This window comes from Pseudomonas sp. 2024-210 (genome assembly GCF_045062345.1).
Classification (GTDB): domain Bacteria; phylum Pseudomonadota; class Gammaproteobacteria; order Pseudomonadales; family Pseudomonadaceae; genus Aquipseudomonas.
The window spans coordinates 46,117-65,158 of sequence record NZ_JBJGEJ010000021.1 but is presented as its reverse complement, the minus strand read 5'-3'; the positions used below and the strand labels follow the sequence as shown (position 1 = coordinate 65,158).

Genomic DNA, 19,042 nt, shown 5'->3' with positions numbered 1-19,042 from the left:
TGAATGGATATCGGGATGATTCGTGGCCTGGGCACAGTGGTCGTGATGGTGGCTTTTATCGGTTTGGCCTTGTGGGTATTCAGCCCCAAGCGCAAATCGGAATTCGATGACGCAACCCTGTTGCCGTTCAAGGACGACCCTGAAGCCATCAAGCACATTGAACAAGAACAAGCGTCCAGGAGTAACAAAGAATGACTAGCTTTTGGAGCGGGTACATCACCGTCCTCACGCTGGGCACCATTTTCGCGTTGACCTGGTTGTTGCTGGACACCCGCAAGGGACAACGCAACGAGCAGACCGAAGAGAAAGTCGGGCATGCCTACGACGGTATTGAAGAGTTCGACAATCCGCTGCCCAATTGGTGGTTTTGGCTGTTTGTGGGCACCATCGTATTCGCCCTGGGGTATCTGGTGCTCTACCCGGGCCTGGGTAACTGGAAAGGCATCCTGCCCGGCTATGAAGCGCTGGACACCAAAAATGGCACCGCGTTTGCCAATGGCCAGACCGGCTGGACCGGCGTGCATGAGTGGGAAAAGGAAATGGCCAAATCGGACGCTAAATACGGCCCGATCTTCGCCAAATTCGCCGCCATGCCCATAGAGGACGTTGCCAAAGACCCGCAAGCCCTGAAAATGGGCGCGCGTCTGTTTGCCTCCAACTGCTCGGTGTGCCACGGCTCCGATGCAAAAGGTGCTTATGGCTTCCCCAACCTGACCGACGCCGACTGGCGCTGGGGCGCCACCCCCGACAAAATCAAGGAAAGCATCATGGCCGGACGTCATGCAGTGATGCCCGGCTGGGCTGAGGTCATTGGTGAGCAAGGCGTCAGCGACGTTGCCGCGTATGTACTGACTCAGCTCGATGACCGCAAACTGCCTGAAGGGGCGAAGGCTGACCCGGCCAAGGGCCAAGCACTGTTCGCCACCAACTGTGCGGTTTGCCACGGCCCTGAAGGCAAAGGCAACCCACTGATGGGTGCGCCAGACCTCACGCATCCGGGCGCCTTTATCTACGGTTCAAGCTTCGCTCAATTGCAGCAGACCATTCGTTACGGCCGTCAGGGCCAGATGCCTGCTCAAGCGCAGTTACAAGGCAATGACAGGGTTCACCTGCTGGCCGCCTACGTTTACAGCTTGTCACAGGGCGAAAATGCCAATGGCGAAGACTAAAACAGACGGGTAAATGCAATAAAAAACGGCTGCGCAATCACCTTTTACGCGCAGCCGTTTTGTTACAGGCTGTTGTTTCGATTGCATCACAGACGCCATAAGTAGTAACGTTTCTACATTGTTAGGTTAGGGAGGTTTTCCTCATGGCTATCACCACCATTTCAAGTCGCGAATTCAATCAAGACACAAGCGGTGCCAAAAAAGCCGCCCAGCAAGGGCCTGTTTACATCACCGATCGTGGCCGCCCTGCTCATGTACTGCTATGCATGGAGGAGTACCAACGACTGACCGGCCTGAATACCAGCATCGTCGACTTGCTTGTCATGCCTGATTCGGCGCCGGTTGAATTTGAACCCGAACGCGCAGCCATCACGCCGCGTTCCCTGGATTTTTAATGTTCTTACTCGACACCAATGTGATCTCGGAGCTTCGTAAACCTCAGGCTGACCCGGCAGTTGTGGCCTGGGCGCATGGGGTTGAGGCGTACAAATTGTATATATCCGCCATCACCTTGCTAGAAATAGAAACAGGCATATTGCGCCTGGAACGGCGCGACACAGCGCAGGCAGCCATCTTGCGCACCTGGCTTGAAGGTCATGTGATTCCCGCCTTCGCAGGCCGGGTGCTGTCAATTGACAGTCATGTTGCGCGCCGTTGCGCCCGCCTGCATGTCCCGGACCGCGGCAACGAGTGCGATGCGCTGATCGGCGCCACAGCCTTGGTTCATGATATGACCCTCGTCACTCGCAACGCCAAGGATTTCTGCTTCGACGGCATTCGCGTGATCAACCCCTGGGAGCTTTGAATCAAGCCTTTGGACCCTCAGTCAATACCCGAAGTCAATTGATCCACATCAAGACTTAAAGCAATCGCTACACCAAAGTTACACCCCCGTGAACGCGACCAAAGGTCGCACCCCTGCACTGGAGTCACGCAGGTATCATTACGCCACTGCACCACCTTCTGACCGCGGTTGGCACGTACTGACCGAGGCATTTTCCACTGCCGTGGGACGACCCAATGAGCAACCAGATTCCTGTCAACGATGTGACTGCACCTGCCAAAAATACACCGCAGACCGTCGACCTCTATGCTCCCCGGGAAAAGATCTATACCCGAGCCTTCACCGGTTTCTTTCGCAACCTGCGCATGGTCGGTGGCGCTTTTCTGTTTTTGCTGTATTTCGGGACGGTCTGGTTGAACTGGGGCGGTCACCAGGCAGTGTGGTGGAACCTTCCCGAGCGTAAATTCTTTATTTTTGGCGCTACGTTCTGGCCGCAGGATTTCATCCTGCTATCGGGCCTGCTGATCGTCGCCGCCTTTGGGCTGTTTTTTATTACGGTGTACGCCGGGCGCGTGTGGTGCGGTTATACCTGCCCGCAAAGCGTGTGGACATGGGTCTTCATGTGGTGCGAAAAGGTCACAGAAGGCGACCGCAACCAGCGTATCAAGCTCGACAAGGCGCCCATGAGCGCCAACAAGTTCCTTCGCAAACTCGGCAAACACAGCCTGTGGCTGCTGATTGGCTTTGTCACCGGCATGACCTTTGTCGGCTACTTCTCGCCCATCCGCGAATTGGTCATCGAATTCTTCACCGGCCAGGCCGATGGCTGGGCGTATTTCTGGGTCGGCTTTTTCACTCTGGCCACTTACGGCAATGCCGGCTGGCTGCGCGAGCAGGTGTGCATTTACATGTGCCCCTATGCGCGTTTCCAGAGCGTCATGTTCGACAAAGACACGCTGATCGTCTCGTATGACCCACGGCGTGGCGAGCAGCGCGGCCCTCGTAAAAAAGACAGCGACTACAAGGCCCAGGGTCTGGGCGACTGCGTCGACTGCACCTTGTGTGTGCAAGTCTGCCCGACCGGTATCGACATTCGCGACGGCCTGCAAATTGAATGCATAGGTTGCGCGGCGTGCATCGACGCCTGCGACAGCATCATGGACAAGATGAACTACCCACGCGGGCTCATCAGCTACACCACTGAGCACAATCTTTCAGGGCAGAAAACCCACACACTTCGCCCGCGCCTGATCGGCTATGCCGTGGTCTTAATGGCCATGATAGCCCTGCTGGCAGCGGCATTTTTCACCCGCACGCTGGTTGGTTTCGATGTCAGTAAAGACCGTGTGCTCTACCGCGAAAACGCACAAGGCCGGATCGAAAACGTCTACAGCCTGAAAATCATGAACAAAGACCAGCACGACCATACCTACGTGCTGGAAGCCACGGGCCTGGCTGATCTGAAACTGCAAGGCAAACGCGAAATCCAGGTCGCAGCAGGCGACATTGTCAGCCTGCCGGTCGAGCTGTCGGTGGCACCCGAGCAACTGCCGTCCAGCACTAACGAGGTGTTTTTCATCCTCAAGGATGCCGACAACCCCGACACCAACGTTAAAGCCAAGAGCCGCTTCATCGGCCCACTCATCAGATAAGAGAAACTGCCATGCCCGGTGTAAACGGCTCTAGCCCTTGGTACAAGCATATTTGGCCGTGGATCATCATTGCCATTCTTGCGTGCTCAGTGACCTTGACGCTTTCGATGGTGACCATTGCCGTCAATAACCCGGATCACCTGGTCAACGACAACTACTACGAAGCCGGTAAAGGCATCAACCGCTCACTGGATCGCGAGTTGCTCGGCCAGACGCTGCAACTGCAAGCCAAACTGCGTCTGGACGAATTGACCGGAGAAGTGGTGGTGCTGCTCGAAGGCAACAGTCAACCCGCCACGCTGGAGCTGAATCTGATTTCTCCGACTCAGCCTGAAAAAGACCGTCGCATCAGCCTCAAACAAAGCCCTTCCGAGCCGGGCCGCTACACCGGCCAACTGGATGACAAGGTTGAAGGGCGCCGCTTCGTTGAATTGCTGGGTGTCGAAAACGGCCAGACCTGGCGCCTGTTCGAAGAAGAAGAGGTCGATCACGACAAAGACCTGATGCTAGGGGATGAGCCGATTCAAGGCGCCGAACACCAGCAAGTCCCATGACCACACCTGTTCCCTGCTACCACTGCGCCCTGCCCGTTCCGGCCGGTCGCCGATGTATCGCTGTAGTACTGGGTCAGCCTCGCGAATTCTGCTGCCCGGGCTGCCAGGCTGTCGCCGAAGCCATCGTGGCTGGCGGCCTCGAAAGCTATTACCAGCATCGCAGTGAAACTTCGGCCAACCCTGAAGCGCTGCCCACGCAACTGAGCGAAGAGCTGGCCCTGTACGATCGTCCCGAGGTGCAAAAGCCCTTTGTGCGGCACACCGATGAACAGGCCGAAACCACCTTGCTGATGGAGGGCATCAGTTGTGCTGCCTGCGGCTGGCTCATTGAAAAACACCTGCTGCGCTTGCCCGCTGTCAGCGAGGCGCGGCTAAACCTGTCCAATCACCGCCTGCATGTGCGCTGGAGTGATGGTCAGTTGCCACTGAGTGAACTACTGCGCGAGCTGCGCCATATCGGTTACGCCGCGCACCCCTATCAGGCGGATCGGGCCACCGAGCAACTGGCCAGCGAAAACCGGCTGGCCTTGCGCCAACTGGGGGTGGCCGGATTACTGTGGTTTCAGGCCATGATGGCAACCATGGCCACCTGGCCCGAATTCAACACTGACCTCAGCCCCGAGATGCATACCATCCTGCGCTGGGTGGCGCTGTTCCTCACCACACCTATCGTGTTCTACAGCTGCGCGCCCTTTTTCAAAGGCGCGATGCGCGACCTGCGCACCCGTCACCTGACCATGGACGTTTCGGTTTCACTGGCCATTGGCAGCGCCTATATCGCCGGTATTTGGACCGCGATCACCGGGGTCGGCGAACTGTATTTCGATGCAGTGGGCATGTTCGCCTTGTTTTTGCTGGCCGGGCGCTATCTGGAACGCCGCGCCCGCGAGCGCACCGCGGCGGCCACCGCACAACTGGTTAACTTGCTGCCCGCTTCTTGCTTACGCGTGAGCGAAGACGGCCAGAGCGAACGCATCCTGCTGAGCGAACTGAACGTCGGCGACACCGTATTGGTTCACCCCGGAGCGACGCTGCCAGCCGACGGCAAGATTCTCGAAGGCCTGACCAGCATTGACGAATCCGTACTAACCGGCGAATACCTGCCGCAACCCCGTGGCGTGGGCGATACCGTGACCGCAGGTACATTGAATGTCGAAGGGGTCCTGACCGTTGAAGTAGTGGCACTGGGACAAGACACTCGCCTGTCGGCCATTGTGCGTTTGCTGGAGCGCGCTCAAACCGAAAAACCACGGCTCGCTGAAATTGCTGACAAAGCTGCGCAATGGTTCCTGCTGTTTTCGTTGATTGCGGCACTTGTGATTGGTCTGCTGTGGTGGCAGCTCGATCCCACGCGAGCCTTCTGGATCGTACTGGCCATGCTGGTCGCCACCTGCCCTTGCGCCTTGTCCTTGGCGACTCCGACCGCCCTCACTGCCGCCACCGGCACCCTGCATAAACTGGGCTTGCTGCTGACCCGCGGGCACGTGATCGAAGGTTTGAACCAGATTGATACGGTTATTTTCGACAAAACCGGCACCCTCACCGAAGGCCGCCTGGCCTTAAGAGCCATCCACCCATTACGTGAGGTGGACAGCGATCAGTGCCTGAGCCTCGCCGCCGCCCTCGAAAATCGATCCGAACACCCCATCGCCCGCGCTTTTGGCCGCGCCCCGCAAGCCGCTGAAAACGTGCACAGCACACCCGGGCTGGGCCTTGAGGGCACAGTCGGTGAACAGCGCTTGCGTATCGGCCAACCCACATTCGTCTGTGAGCTGAGCCACTGCGCCGTCCCGGTCATGCCGGATGAACCCGGTCAATGGCTGCTGCTGGGCGACACTGAGGGAGCCTTGGCCTGGCTGGTACTCGATGACCGTCTGCGCACTGATGCACGTGCGCTGGTGGTGGCGTGCAAGGCCCGCGGCTGGCATACACTGCTGCTCTCGGGCGACAGCTCGCCTATGGTCGCCAGCGTGGCCGCCGAACTGGGCATTGACGAAGCACTGGGTGCAATGCGCCCCGATGACAAATTATTGGTACTGCAACGCTTGCATGCCCAGGGCCGCACCGTACTGATGCTGGGTGACGGGGTGAACGATGTGCCCGTGCTGGCGGCTGCTGACATCAGCATAGCGATGGGTTCAGCCACTGACCTGGCCAAAACAAGCGCCGATGCCGTATTGCTGTCCAACCGTCTGGACGCCTTGGTGCAAGCGTTCAGTCTGGCGCGACGCACGCGCCGGGTCATCCTCGAAAACCTGCTGTGGGCCGGACTGTACAATGGCCTTATGCTGCCCTTCGCGGCACTCGGCTGGATCACCCCCGTTTGGGCCGCCATCGGCATGTCGATCAGTTCGTTGACGGTTGTGCTCAATGCCTTGCGCCTGACCCGTCTGCCGCATCCGGCACCCATCCGACCCACCGCAGAGGCCCGCCCGCAAGCGGCCTGAACCCGTAGCATGGAGCCTCTATGCCAGCGCTTTACATCATGATTCCTGCGGCCTTGCTGATTGTTGCCATCGCGATCTACATCTTCTTCTGGGCGGTGGACAGCGGCCAGTACGATGACCTCGACAGCCCGGCGCACAGCATTCTGTTTGATGAACTGGACCCGCAGCACACGGCGGCTGTCGAAGAAGCCAGACGCCAGCATCCTGCGCCCGCTCAGGACAACGACACCTCGGCGCCACCCCATGCTTGAGCTCGCGCCCCTACTGGTATCGGCAGTCATACTGGGACTGCTGGGCGGCGGCCATTGCCTGGGCATGTGTGGTGGCTTGATGGGCGCTTTGACAATGGCCATTCCCAAAGAGCAACGCAGCCGCCGCTTCAGGCTGTTGCTGGCGTACAACTTGGGCCGAATTCTCAGCTATGGGTGCGCAGGTTTGCTGCTGGGGCTGGCCGGGTGGGCAGTGGCCAACAGCCCGGCAGCGATGTTGATGCGCCTGCTGGCCGGGTTGCTGCTGATCTGTATGGGCCTGTATCTGGCGGGCTGGTGGAGCGGATTGACCCGCATCGAACGTTTGGGGCGCGGCCTGTGGCGCCATATTCAGCCCGTGGCCAACCGGCTACTGCCGGTGTCGACTCTGCCCCGCGCCTTGCTGCTCGGTGCGCTGTGGGGCTGGCTGCCGTGCGGACTGGTGTACAGCACCTTGATCTGGTCAGCCAGCCAAGGCAGCGCGATGGAGAGCGCATTACTCATGCTCGCGTTCGGTCTTGGCACATGGCCTGTGCTGCTCGCCACCGGGCTCGCTGCCGAACGGGTCACGGCCCTGTTGCGCAAGCGCAGCGTACGCATGGCCGGAGGTTTGCTGGTCATTGCCTTCGGTATCTGGACCCTGCCCGGCCCACATCAGCACTGGTTGATGGGGCACTGATACGCATCAGCCGTTGATGCATATCAAGGCCTGCCCCCTTTCCAACCCCTAGAATCCGGAGCATTGACAGCCATCCCAGGGGAATGCCCGCATGCTCGACGCCATTCGTTGGGACTCAACATTAATACGCCGCTACGATATGGCCGGCCCCCGCTACACCTCATACCCGACGGCGGTGCAATTCAATAATCAGGTCAGCCCTTTCGACCTGTTACACGCCCTGCGCGAAAGTCGTAAGGCGCTACGCCCGCTGTCTCTGTATGTACACATACCGTTTTGCGCCAATATTTGCTACTACTGCGCCTGCAACAAGGTCATCACCAAAGACCGTGGCAGGGCGCAGCTTTACCTGCAACGACTGGAACAAGAAATCCAGCAAATCGCCTGCCACCTAGACCCCAGACAAAAAGTCGAACAGCTGCACTTTGGCGGGGGCACACCGACGTTTCTCAGTCACGATCAATTGCGCCAGCTGATGCTGACATTACGCAAACACTTCAACGTGCTGGATGACGACTCGGGCGATTACGGCATCGAAATCGATCCGCGAGAAGCTGACTGGTCAACCATGGGCCTGTTACGCGAGCTGGGTTTCAACCGCGTCAGCATTGGTCTGCAGGACCTGGACCCGCAGGTGCAGCGCGCCGTCAATCGCCTGCAAAGCATGGAAGAGACCCGCGCGGTCATCGATGCTGCCCGCACCTTGCAGTTTCGTTCGATCAATATTGACCTGATCTATGGTTTACCCAAACAAACCCCGCAAGCCTTCGCGCATACCATCGAAGAAGTGATCAGCCTGCAACCGGATCGTTTGTCCGTCTTCAATTACGCGCACTTGCCCGAGCGCTTTATGCCCCAGCGGCGGATCAACCCTCTGGAGCTGCCCTCGCCCGCTGAAAAGTTAAGCATGCTTGAGCACACCATTGAGCAATTGACCCGCGCCGGTTACCGCTACATCGGCATGGATCATTTCGCCCTGCCGGACGACGAACTGGCCATCGCTCAGGAAGAATCAACACTGCAACGCAATTTTCAGGGCTACACCACCCACGGTCATTGCGACCTGATCGGCCTGGGCGTATCGGCCATTAGCCAGATCGGCGACCTTTATTGTCAGAACAACAGCGACCTGACGCAGTACCAGCACGCGCTGGGCAGCGGCCAGCTCGCCACCAGCCGAGGGCTGCTGTGCAATCAGGACGATCGAATTCGCCGCGAGGTCATTCAGCAAATCATCTGCAACCTGCACCTGCCGTTCGCCCCGGTAGAACACGCCTTCAACATCGACTTTCGGGGCTACTTTGCCCCGCAGTGGCCCGCCTTGCAGAGAATGGCAGCCGATGGGCTGATCGCCCTGGACGCAGAACAATTGACCGTGCTGCCTGCAGGCCGGTTACTGGTGCGTTCGGTGTGCATGGTCTTCGATGCGTACCTGGAAAAGTCCAGTCGCGAACGATTCTCGCGAGTGATCTAAGTGTCTTTAATACTCATCAATCTGTTAATCCTGCGTGATGCCGCCATGAGACTTAGGTCGCGGCACCGCTATGGTGCACTGGCCTCGACCTCGTCGCTGAGTTACCCTTGCAACTTATGTGTGTTTTCCCACAAGGATTGAAGAAATGTCCGAGCCAGTAAAACTGCGCGCTCATAGTCAGGCCAACTGCAAGGATTGCAGTCTCGCCCCTCTTTGTTTGCCACTTTCGTTGAATCTGGAAGACATGGATGCGTTAGAGGAAATCGTCAAGCGCGGTCGCCCCTTGAAAAAAGGCGAGTTTCTGTTTCGCCAGGGCGATCCTTTTGGCTCGGTCTACGCGGTACGTTCTGGGGCATTGAAGACATTCAGCTTGAGCGACTCGGGTGAAGAACAGATCACTGGCTTTCATCTGCCCAGCGAGCTGGTGGGTTTATCCGGCATGGGCACCGAGGCGTACCCGGTCTCCGCACAAGCGCTGGAAACCACACCGGTATGCGAAATACCCTTTGAGCGTCTGGACGAACTGTCCGTACAACTGCCACAACTGCGCCGCCAGCTGATGCGCATCATGAGCCGCGAAATTCGTGACGATCAGCAAATGATGTTGTTGCTCTCGAAAAAGACCGCCGATGAACGGATTGCCACGTTTTTGGTGAACTTGTCGGCACGCTTCCGTGCTCGCGGCTTCTCTGCAAACCAGTATCGTCTGAGCATGTCGCGCAATGAAATCGGTAACTACCTGGGTCTGGCCGTCGAAACCGTTTCCCGCGTGTTTACCCGCCTGCAAGAAAACGAGCTGATCCAGGCAGAAGGCAAAGAAGTCCATATTCTTGACCCGATCAAGCTATGCGCCTTGGCCGGCGGCTCACTGGAAGTCTGAATTCATCACGGTCCGGGTTATACTGACGCGCTTAACGCACACCAGGATAGCCCGACCATGGTCGCCGACGATTTTTGCCTCAAACCCTTGATTCGCCCTGTAGTTGACTTCCCTAAAAAGGGCGTCATTTTCCGCGATATCACGCCGCTGTACCAATCACCACGCGCCATGCGTGTCATCGCCGATACTTTTATTCACCGTTACGTCGAAGCTGATTTCAGCCACATCGGCGCAATGGACGCGCGCGGCTTTCTCATCGGTTCGGTGCTCGCGCATCAGCTCAACAAACCGTTAATTCTGTTTCGCAAGCAAGGGAAGTTGCCTGCCGACGTCTTGGCCGAAGGCTATCAGACAGAATATGGCGAAGCTTTTCTGGAAGTGCACGCTGACAGCTTGTGCGAAGGCGACTCGCTGCTGATCGTCGATGACCTGATCGCTACAGGCGGCACACTGATCGCCGCTGCCAACCTGGTACGTCGCATGGGTGCGCAGGTGTTTGAAGCCGCCGCCATTATCGACTTGCCAGAACTGGGCGGCTCCAAGCGTTTGCAAGAGATGGGCGTGCCCACCTTCTGCCTGACCGAGTTCTCGCTCACAGAGTGATTCAAGGCACCTTCGCTCTCGTGCTCAAGGCATACAGTACGGTTTCTTGTGTTTGCAGATAGATCCGGCAGGCAGGAGACGTAGCCTCGCGGAGCTCGTCAACTGCTACGGTTCCCGGGATATAGCGCGATCTGTTGATCTTGATCTGGCTTTTGATTTATCAGCCCCCTTAAACCACGCTGGCCTCACACAGGTTTTGCGCAGTGGGTGACCCGGCAGGACGCCGGGTTAGCCGCGACACGGCCAAGGATGGCCGATCGCGGCGGGCCCACGGAGCAAGGCCTGTGTGAGGGCATGCCGAGCCACAGCGAGGCACCGAGTGGTAGGGGCGAAAGCGTTTGGCCACTTTGCGCTTTTCAAAGTGGCCCGGCGTAAAGCCGGAACCTTAAGTGGCCGTTACCGCAGCAATGGATATGCACCTAAAAATACCGAAAGGAACGCTTTACGGTTACGCACAAATGACCCCAACGCAAAACGCCCATGGCGTATTCGGCCATGGGCGTTTTGCGTTGTCGCTTCAAGCTTGAAGCTATTTTTTACGGCCGATAGATAATCGCCGAGCCCCACGACAAGCCCACACCGAAGCCGCTGAGCGCAACGCGCTTCCAGGTGGCGTCCATCACGTGTTTTTCCAGCAGCAGCGGAATGCTCGAAGACACGGTATTGCCGGTCTCGACCATGTCCTTGATGAACTTCTCAGGCTCACCCTCAAAACGACGCGCGACCGCATCGACAATTGCCGCACTGCCCTGATGGATGCAGAACGCGTCGATGTCTTGCGAGGTCAAATGCGACTCTTCCATCAGCTCATGCAAGTGCGCTGGCACTTTAAGCAGCGCGAAGTTGAACACCTGACGACCGTTCATAAAGAACACGCCATCGCTGACCTTAAGGTGCGGCGCTCCGGAACCGTCGGTGCCGAACTTGGCCTTGCCCAGCTGCCAGGGAGCCTCTTCGCCCATCCAGGTGGCCGTTGCGGCGTCGCCAAACAACATGGTGGTGTTGCGGTCTTCAGGGTCGACGATTTTCGAATACGGGTCGGCGGTGATCAACAGGCCGTTTTTCAGGCCCGTGGCTTCCATAAAGCCTTTCATCGCGTAAATGCCGTAGACGTACCCCGAGCACCCCAGGGATATATCAAAGGCGGCGACGTGGGTCGGCAAGCCGAGTTTGTCTTGAACAATGGCGGCGGTGTGCGGCAAGCCTTCTGCGTCACCGTTTTGCGTAACAACAATCAGCGCGTCAATAGATTCGCGCTGGAGCTGCGGATTGTTGGCGAACAGTGCATTGACAGCTTCGACACACAGATCCGAGGTTTCCTGGTCAGCACCTTTGCGCGGCAGGAAAGCCGAGCCAATCTTGCCCAGAATGAATTCTTCGTCCTTGGAGAATTTCGCGCCTTGAGCGTAGTTGTCTACGCCGTTCGCAGGCACGTAACTGGCGATGCTTTTAATGCCAATCATTGTGGCTTCCCAATACTGAATAGCTGGAGATCACCGCTCGAACAATCGAGGGGCGTTAACAATAAAAGGGCTTGAATGAGTGCCTGAAAATACAAAAAATAGCCCGTAAATGGCTCGGCACCCGCCCGTATGCTGCACACGATACAGTGAGATGCGCGTTGTGACTCACAGGTCACGCTATTTTGCGTGGTTTTTGCAAAACATTTCGCACGATACCTGGCGATTCGTAGCAGTTGCCGAAGGCGACGTCCGATTGCGAAGCGATCGCAAGGAGTAATCCCGAGAGTCGATAGAGATTTCTGCGGGGCTGAATTTACGACGGCTTCGCCGCCGGTCGCAGCCTCGCAGGCTCGACAGCTGCTACGTATTTAAGTGCGCCATCAGAGCTGGTTAAACAGGCTCAACTGAGCAATTTTGACGAACGCCAGTTGCGATGCCTCTAGCATGGCTTTCTGGAACGCCAGATCAACCGACGCGCTGGCCATATCGGTATTGCCAATGGCCGACATGGTGGTGTCGTTGGCCAGGCCCATGCTGGTGTTGGCGTCCGCCTGAATATCAACGGCATTCAACCGCGAACCAATAGAGCCACGTGCTTTATCCACGTGCTCGCTGGCATTGCTCAGATTACCGATGGTGGCGCTGAGCACGTCGCGCTGCTTGAGCTTGGCCACCGGGTCATTATCGGTGGGTACCAACAATGCCTTGCGAATCTCGCTGAGTGTATCCAGAGCACTCTGGTTTTTGTGGTTGTCAGCATTCACCACAAATTGGTCGCCCGCCTTGGGGGCATCTGAGAAATCAAATTTAACCCCGGCTGCCGTCACCGAGGTGCCGGTCATGGTGCCTTCGGCCAGCGGCTTGTTGTTGGCGCTCAATGGCTGCGCAAACACTTGATACTCGGTGGCGCTGGTGAATTTGATCACCGCCCCGCTGCTGGGGAAGCTGTCGCTGTACTGTTTCGCGTCGGCGATACTCGCACGGGTCAATTGCGCCGTAGAGGGATTGCTCGGGGTGCGTGACACATTGAAGCTGTCAGGCTTGGCTTCAAGCGTAAAGACCTTGTCCTTGGCCAGTGCATCCTGAGCCACTGTGTCCTCTGCGCCGCTGAAATCCATGCCGATATCAAACTGAACGCCGCGCAGGTTGACACTGTGGGCGCCTTCCTTGGTCGAATCGAACGTCCCGTTACCGGCTATTTCAGAGGTAATGTCCTTGCCCGTACCGTCCGTCAAGGTGAACTGAGTGCTGCTCGTGAACGTCAGGGTGTAAGGCTGACCCGCCGTAAACCCCTGGTCATACACCGCCGTTGAAGTCACCGTGCCCGCAGTAATAGACACCTTGCCATCATTGACCGCCGGGGGCTGCAGCGTTGCTTGAGTGCGCCCGGTATTCGGGGAGCCTTCCAGAAAGCTGCGGGCCGTGTCACTGCCGGCCATCGTGATGGTGTCCGAGACTTTCAGGTTCAGCTGAATGTCATCGCCCTGGTAGGTATAGGTGCCGTCATTGTTGCGCGCATAGGGCGGCGTTGACGTTTTTGAACCCGAAAACATGTAGTTGCCGTCGGCATCCTTGCTGTTAAGCAAGCTGAAGACTTGTTCTTCAATGCCGCCAATTTCATTGGCAATAGAAGAACGGTCGGCATCACTGATAATGCCACCTGCCTGAATGGTCAGGTTTTTAGCCTTTTGCAGCGCCGTATTGATGCTGTCCAGAATGCTTTCCTGATTGTTCAGGGAAGCCTTGATGGTGTTCATGTTGGTGCTGTACTGCCCCAGCATGTCTTTTTGCTGCTGCAGTAATAACAACTGCGCTGCACCGGCCGGGTCATCACCTGCGGACTGGATGCGCACACCCGAGTCAATCTGGGTCTGGGTTTTCACCACCGACGAAAAGTTGTTCTGATAGGTCGCGCTGGTCGACTCATAAAACTGGGATGTGGAAATGCGCATCGTCGAAGGCTCCCTTAAAGGCTGTTGATCAGCGTGGTGAAGGTTTCTTGCGCCGCTTTAATGATCTGCGACGAGGCGGTGTAGTACTGCTGAAACTTGACCAGGTTGGACGCTTCTTCATCCAGGTTGACCTGAGACACCGAGTTGCGCACTTCCTTGGCATAGGACAGCGCCGCCGTGTTGGCCGTGGCATCCACTTTCGCCTGGCTGGCCTTGCCACCCACCGATGAAACCAGTTGGGTGTAAGCCCCCGTCATGCTCACCCCACCGCCCCCGGCAGTCACCCCAACGGTGGCTTTGGTTTGCAGGTCAAGCAGCAAGTTGGCGTTGGTGTTGTCGGCCTTGGCGTCCTTGTTGAACTTGATGTCAAAGCTGTCGCCCTTGCCCGGCGAGCCGCTGAAGGTGGTGTCAAAAGCGATCTGGGTCGTGGTGCCGTCAGCGTTGGTGACGGGCACATTGATCGTTACTTTGTTGCCTTGGCCCGGCACGATGGTGCCCGTGCCGATCTCATCGCCTTTTTCATTCAGTACGCGGTAGCTCTGCGTGCCATTGACCGCTTCGTCAAAGGCAATGCGAACCGGCATTGCGCTTTCAATCTGCGACTGCTTCAGCCCCAAAGCTGCCCCGCCGTAGATGTCCAGTGCCGCAGACAGAGTGGGCGTGCTCACAGCGCCGGTGCCGGTGTTCGAGCTGCCTGCACTGGCCACCAATGGCGCGGCAAAGGCCAACTGACTCGAATCGGTCATTTGCACGCCGATGGCGCTGGCGCCATTACGGGTGGGGCTGACTTTGAACGTATCGCCCTTGCTCAAATCCCCGCCGTTGAGGGTCATCGTAAAGCCGTCGATCACGGCGGCCGGTTTTTGATCCAGCTTGAACGAGCCCATGCTGGTGCCGTCCGAGCGCTTGACGGTGTAGTCGTTGTCGCTGCTGAACGTGACTTGATAATCGTACGTTGTCAGCGCACCGCTGTTGGTAATGCTCACGTCCAGGTTGCCTGAGCCGGCGCTGTTGCTGGACGAAGCCAGGCTGCGCTGGCTGATGGCCTGCGCGCTGTTGATGCTGTTGAACAATGACGAGCCAAACTCGCCATTGGCATCCAGTCCCTGCCCCAACTGCGTGTTGATCGCGTCGGCCACCACCATCGCGGTGCGCCCCAGATCATTCATGGCCGGCGCCAGCACGTCTTCGCGATAGCGCAACAGACCGCCGATCTTGCCGCCACTGATCACCGAGGTCACATCGGAGGTGGACTGCGGGTAGTTGATCTGAATGCTGAACTGGCTTTTGTCGACTTTGCCCGGCACCGCCGAAATCGTGTTGGAGGTGCTGCCCTGCACCAGGGACTGGCCCGTACCCAACGTCACGTCATAAACGTTGTCGTGCTCCTGAACCGTCACCCCGACCAGCTCATTGAGGCTGCGGACGGTTTCGTTGCGCGCATCCAGCAGGTCGTTCGGCGTGTTGCCGGCGGTGGTCGCCTGAGCAATCTGCTTGTTCAGCGAAGCCAAAGTCGCCGTGTGCTGGTTGACCAAGGAGGTCAGCGTATCGAGCTGGCTGTTGATGCCCTCGTTCTGCTGGTTGAGCTGGGACGAAATAGAGTTGAAGCGGTTGCTCAACGTTTGCGCACTGGTCAGCAGCAGTTGGCGGGACGAGGTATTGCCGGGCGCCGCTGCCGAGGTTTGCAGGGCGGTAAAAAAACTGCTCAACGCGGCCGAAACGCCCGTGCTGGAGTCAGACAGCAGCTTGTCGACCGAGCCAATCTGATCGAGATAGGCCTGTGCGTCGCCGTTGAGCGAAGTGGTGGTTTGCAACTGGGCGTCGAGGTAAGCGTTGTACACCCGGCGCACATCGGCCAAGGTCGTACCGGTGCCGATAAACACCCCGCCCACCTGCTGCGAGGCCGCCGTGCCCTGCACGATTTGCTGACGCGAGTAGCCCGAGGTGTTCGCGTTGGCAATATTATTGCCGACCGTCGCCAACGCCCCTTGGCTGGCATTGAGCCCCGACATCCCGATGTTGATCAAACTCGCCATGGTTCAAACCTTATAAATTCGTTAAAGAACCCGTAGAGACGTAGCTCTGATAGGTCTTCATTTGCTTGGCTATCTGCGAAATCTTGCTCGCATATTCGGGGTCGGTCGCGTAACCGGCCTTTTGCAACTCTCGAACAAACTGCTCTGGTTTATCGGCCGCGTTCAGCACTTCTTTATAACGATTGTTGCTTTGTAACAGGGTGACCAGATCGTGGAAGCTGTCTTGATACGAGTCATAGGAACGGAAGTCCGCCGTTTCCTTGACCATCTGCCCGCCCTTGAATTCGCTGGTGATGGCTCGTGCTTGCGCGCCTTGCCAGTTGCCCGTGGCTTTGATACCGAACAGGTTGTGGCTGCTGCTGCCATTTTGCTGGCGCATCACCGACTTGCCCCACCCAGTTTCAAGCGCGGCCTGGGCCACCAGGTACAGCGGGTCGACACCAATACGGTCGGCCGCCTGTTGGGCCATCGGCAACATCGTGGCGACAAAGGCATCCGGCGACTCGAACGCTTGCTTGGCCGGCGCCAGCGGCGGCTGCGCCACGGCACGCCCATAAATTTGCATACGCCCTTGCACGCCGTTGGCACTTAGCATGGGCTGGCGACTGCCTTTAAGCACGGCGTCCAGACCCGGCGAGGTACGCCCCGGCACCGTGCCGGTATTGAGGGTCGAGCGCGCCGGGTCGGCAGATGGCACGATGCCCGCCAGGAGTCGATCGGTCAGTTTGCTCGGCAAGGCCAAGCGCCGCTGATTGATCTTGGCCATATCGTTTTGATGACCGCCTTCGGTCGCCGTGGGTGCTGCAACCCGCGCACTCCACAAGGCACGCTGCCCCGAAGCGCGAACGAACGGGCTGCTGGGGGTCGCTGCCACCGTCGTTGAGGCGGGCGTTTTGGGCTCGCTCGTCAGCGCCGTGGTCACCACAGCATCATCAGGGGCAGTGGGCTTGTTCTTCGACATCTGGCGCATCAAAACGTCAGCCAGACCAATGCCGCCACCCTGCCGGGACATCGTCACCGACAGCTGCTGGTCGTACATTTCTTGGTACTGTTTGGCAGCCGGGGTATTGAGCGGATTGTCCTTGCCCAATACTTCGTTGGCCGAGCGCATGGATTTGAGCATTTCGTTGAGGAACAGCGACTCAAACTCCTGCGCCACCTTGCGCATATTGCTGTCGCTTTCGCGATCGCCCACTTTCAGGCTGTTGAGCCGGTTCAGGTCGGTGAAGGCCCCCGAATCGCTGCTAGTGACGCCGCGCTTGCTCAAGTCCATAACGTCAGCCTCAAATCACGATCAGGTCGGCTTGCAACGCACCGGCCTGTTTAAGCGCTTCGAGAATCGCCATCAAATCACCTGGCGCCGCCCCCACCTGATTCACCGCCCGAACAATTTCGTCCAGGGTGGTGCCCGGGCCGAACTTGAACATCGGCTTGGCTTCCTGCTGAGCGTTGACGCGCGAACGCGGCACCACCGCCGTCTCGCCGTTGGACAGCGGGCCGGGCTGGCTGACAATCGGGTCTTCGGTAATGGTCACGGTCAGGCTGCCATGAGTCACGGCGGCGGGCGACACTTTGACGTTCTGGCCAATCACGATGGTGCCGGTGCGCGAGTTGATGATGACCTTAGCCACCGCCTGCCCCGGATCGACTTCAAGATTCTCCAGAATCGACAGGTAATCGACCCGCTGGCTTGGGTCCAGCGGCGCAGTCACGCGTACCGAACCGCCATCAATCGCCTGTGCCACACCGGGGCCGAGCAAGTCGTTGATCTTGTCGACAACGCGTTTGGCCGTGGTGAAGTCGGAGCGATTAAGGTTCAACGTCAGGCTGTTGCCCTGATTGAAACCGCTGGGCACAGCTCGTTCAACCGATGCGCCCCCCGGAATACGCCCGGCTGACGGCACGTTAACGGTGATTTTCGAACCGTCGCGGCCTTCGGCATCAAACCCGCCCACTACCAGATTGCCTTGCGCCACGGCGTAGACATTGCCGTCGATGCCCTTGAGCGGCGTCAGCAGCAGCGTGCCTCCGCGCAGGCTTTTGGAGTTACCGATGGAGGAAACGGTGATGTCGATCACCTGCCCCGGCTTGGCGAATGCGGGCAAATCGGCGCTGATGGACACCGCCGCAACGTTTTTCAACTGCACAGTGCCGGTGCCCGCCGGCACCTTGATGCCGAACTGCGACAGCATGTTGTTGAACGTCTGCAAGGTGAACGGGGTTTGCGTGGTCTGGTCGCCCGTCCCGTTAAGTCCGACCACCAGGCCATAACCAATCAATTGGTTGGAACGCACGCCGGAAATGCTGGCAATGTCTTTCAACCGTTCGGCGTGAACACCCAGTGAGGTCGATAACAACAATAGCGCTGCCAGCAAATGCTTGAGGTTGGACATGGAGGCCATCACCTAGAACGGGAACAGTGGGCTAAGGAAGAAACGGTCAAACCAGCCCGGCTGGCTCGCATCGGCAAACGAACCGGTGCCCGAATAGGTAATGCGTGCATCGGCCACCCGGGTAGAGGACACCGTGTTGTCGGTGGCGATGTCATCAGCGCGCACCAGCCCGGCAATGCGTACCAGTTCATCGCCGGTGTTGAGGGTCATCCACTTCTCACCCCGTACCGCGATGATGCCGTTAGGCAACACATCGGCCACGGTCACGGTGATTGAACCGGTCAAGCTATTGCCCTGTCCGGCTTTGCTATCGCCCTTGGTCGCGCGGCTGCCGCTGTAACCGGCATCCAGGCTCAAGTCGCCACTGCCCAGCGGGTTGTTGGTGGTCAACCCACCTCCGAAGAAGGAGGTCAGGCCGAGACTGGTGTTACTGTTTTTACCAATGGCCGAGTTGGCGTTTTTGCTCGCCTGAGTCTTCTCGTTCAGGGTAATGGTGATGATGTCACCGATGCGAAACGCCTTGCGGTCGCTGTACAGGTTCTGTTCAAAGCCTGCCTGGTAAATCGAGCCGTTATTAGCCGCTGCCGGCAACGGCGTGCGCGGCAGTACAGGGGCGTAGTACGGATCGTTAGGGCGTGGCGGCGGGCTGACACAGCCTGCCAGAAACGTGACCGCACCCAGTGCCAGAACAGAATACAAGCGCTTCAT

18 protein-coding genes are annotated in these 19,042 nt (G+C 58.2%); 12 read left to right on the top strand and 6 right to left on the bottom strand.

Translation table 11 applies throughout. The annotated features are described in order from the left end of the window. The first annotated feature begins 3 nt into the window (after positions 1 to 3). The 12 genes from ACI7MX_RS21125 (at position 4) to ACI7MX_RS21070 (ending at position 10,490) form a co-directional block, all read left to right on the top strand. Positions 4 to 195, top strand: a complete 192-nt coding sequence (locus ACI7MX_RS21125) for a cbb3-type cytochrome c oxidase subunit 3 (protein WP_122782178.1) — start codon at positions 4 to 6, stop codon at positions 193 to 195. Further along, positions 192 to 1,169: a cytochrome-c oxidase, cbb3-type subunit III gene (ccoP, locus tag ACI7MX_RS21120; RefSeq protein ID WP_314488750.1), complete on the top strand. Its 978-nt coding sequence runs from the start codon at positions 192 to 194 to the stop codon at positions 1,167 to 1,169. The genes ACI7MX_RS21125 and ccoP overlap by 4 nt, the downstream gene beginning before the upstream one ends. A 143-nt stretch (positions 1,170 to 1,312) precedes the next feature. Next, the gene (locus tag ACI7MX_RS21115) at positions 1,313 to 1,564 is read left to right on the top strand and encodes a type II toxin-antitoxin system Phd/YefM family antitoxin (protein ID WP_122782176.1); all 252 of its coding nucleotides are present in this window, start codon (positions 1,313 to 1,315) and stop codon (positions 1,562 to 1,564) included. After that, a complete protein-coding gene (locus tag ACI7MX_RS21110; RefSeq protein WP_314488752.1) occupies positions 1,564 to 1,974 on the top strand; it encodes a type II toxin-antitoxin system VapC family toxin in 411 nt (136 codons plus the stop codon). The genes ACI7MX_RS21115 and ACI7MX_RS21110 overlap by 1 nt, the downstream gene beginning before the upstream one ends. Positions 1,975 to 2,189: 215 nt before the next feature. Continuing rightward, the gene (gene ccoG, locus ACI7MX_RS21105; RefSeq protein ID WP_405591858.1) at positions 2,190 to 3,605 is read left to right on the top strand and encodes a cytochrome c oxidase accessory protein CcoG; all 1,416 of its coding nucleotides are present in this window, start codon (positions 2,190 to 2,192) and stop codon (positions 3,603 to 3,605) included. An 11-nt stretch (positions 3,606 to 3,616) separates the two neighbouring features. Further along, on the top strand, positions 3,617 to 4,159 hold the full coding sequence (locus ACI7MX_RS21100; RefSeq protein ID WP_405591855.1) for a FixH family protein: 543 nt from the start codon (positions 3,617 to 3,619) through the stop codon (positions 4,157 to 4,159). After that, entirely contained in the window at positions 4,156 to 6,606 is a 2,451-nt protein-coding gene (locus ACI7MX_RS21095) for a heavy metal translocating P-type ATPase (protein WP_405591852.1), read from the top strand. Before ACI7MX_RS21100 ends, ACI7MX_RS21095 begins: the two co-directional genes overlap by 4 nt. 20 nt (positions 6,607 to 6,626) lie before the next feature. Further along, complete coding sequence (gene ccoS, locus ACI7MX_RS21090) at positions 6,627 to 6,857, top strand: cbb3-type cytochrome oxidase assembly protein CcoS (protein WP_405591849.1); 231 nt, start codon at positions 6,627 to 6,629, stop codon at positions 6,855 to 6,857. Next, positions 6,850 to 7,533: a sulfite exporter TauE/SafE family protein gene (locus ACI7MX_RS21085; RefSeq protein WP_405591846.1), complete on the top strand. Its 684-nt coding sequence runs from the start codon at positions 6,850 to 6,852 to the stop codon at positions 7,531 to 7,533. The genes ccoS and ACI7MX_RS21085 overlap by 8 nt, the downstream gene beginning before the upstream one ends. A 91-nt stretch (positions 7,534 to 7,624) precedes the next feature. Beyond that, positions 7,625 to 9,007 (top strand): oxygen-independent coproporphyrinogen III oxidase, encoded by a 1,383-nt coding sequence (hemN, locus tag ACI7MX_RS21080; RefSeq protein WP_405591843.1) that lies wholly within the window; start codon positions 7,625 to 7,627, stop codon positions 9,005 to 9,007. 145 nt (positions 9,008 to 9,152) lie between these two features. Next, complete coding sequence (gene fnr / locus ACI7MX_RS21075; protein WP_122782168.1) at positions 9,153 to 9,887, top strand: fumarate/nitrate reduction transcriptional regulator Fnr; 735 nt, start codon at positions 9,153 to 9,155, stop codon at positions 9,885 to 9,887. Positions 9,888 to 9,944: 57 nt separating this feature from the next. Next, positions 9,945 to 10,490: an adenine phosphoribosyltransferase gene (locus ACI7MX_RS21070; RefSeq protein ID WP_405591839.1), complete on the top strand. Its 546-nt coding sequence runs from the start codon at positions 9,945 to 9,947 to the stop codon at positions 10,488 to 10,490. A 536-nt stretch (positions 10,491 to 11,026) separates the two neighbouring features. On the opposite strand, the gene ACI7MX_RS21065 is transcribed toward ACI7MX_RS21070, so the two are convergent. The 6 genes from ACI7MX_RS21065 to flgH form a co-directional block, all read right to left on the bottom strand. Next, a complete protein-coding gene (locus ACI7MX_RS21065) occupies positions 11,027 to 11,953 on the bottom strand; it encodes a ketoacyl-ACP synthase III (protein WP_314488781.1) in 927 nt (308 codons plus the stop codon). Positions 11,954 to 12,333: 380 nt separating this feature from the next. Then, complete coding sequence (locus ACI7MX_RS21060; protein WP_405591835.1) at positions 12,334 to 13,905, bottom strand: flagellar hook-associated protein 3; 1,572 nt, start codon at positions 13,903 to 13,905, stop codon at positions 12,334 to 12,336. A 14-nt stretch (positions 13,906 to 13,919) separates the two neighbouring features. Next, positions 13,920 to 15,941: a flagellar hook-associated protein FlgK gene (flgK, locus tag ACI7MX_RS21055; protein WP_405612729.1), complete on the bottom strand. Its 2,022-nt coding sequence runs from the start codon at positions 15,939 to 15,941 to the stop codon at positions 13,920 to 13,922. A 10-nt stretch (positions 15,942 to 15,951) separates the two neighbouring features. Further along, positions 15,952 to 17,214 (bottom strand): flagellar assembly peptidoglycan hydrolase FlgJ, encoded by a 1,263-nt coding sequence (gene flgJ / locus ACI7MX_RS21050; protein WP_405591526.1) that lies wholly within the window; start codon positions 17,212 to 17,214, stop codon positions 15,952 to 15,954. Between the two features lie 10 nt (positions 17,215 to 17,224). Further along, positions 17,225 to 18,334, bottom strand: coding sequence for a flagellar basal body P-ring protein FlgI (locus tag ACI7MX_RS21045; protein WP_405591529.1), 1,110 nt, complete (start codon positions 18,332 to 18,334; stop codon positions 17,225 to 17,227). Between the two features lie 12 nt (positions 18,335 to 18,346). Next, positions 18,347 to 19,042, bottom strand: coding sequence for a flagellar basal body L-ring protein FlgH (gene flgH, locus ACI7MX_RS21040; RefSeq protein WP_314488797.1), 696 nt, complete (start codon positions 19,040 to 19,042; stop codon positions 18,347 to 18,349).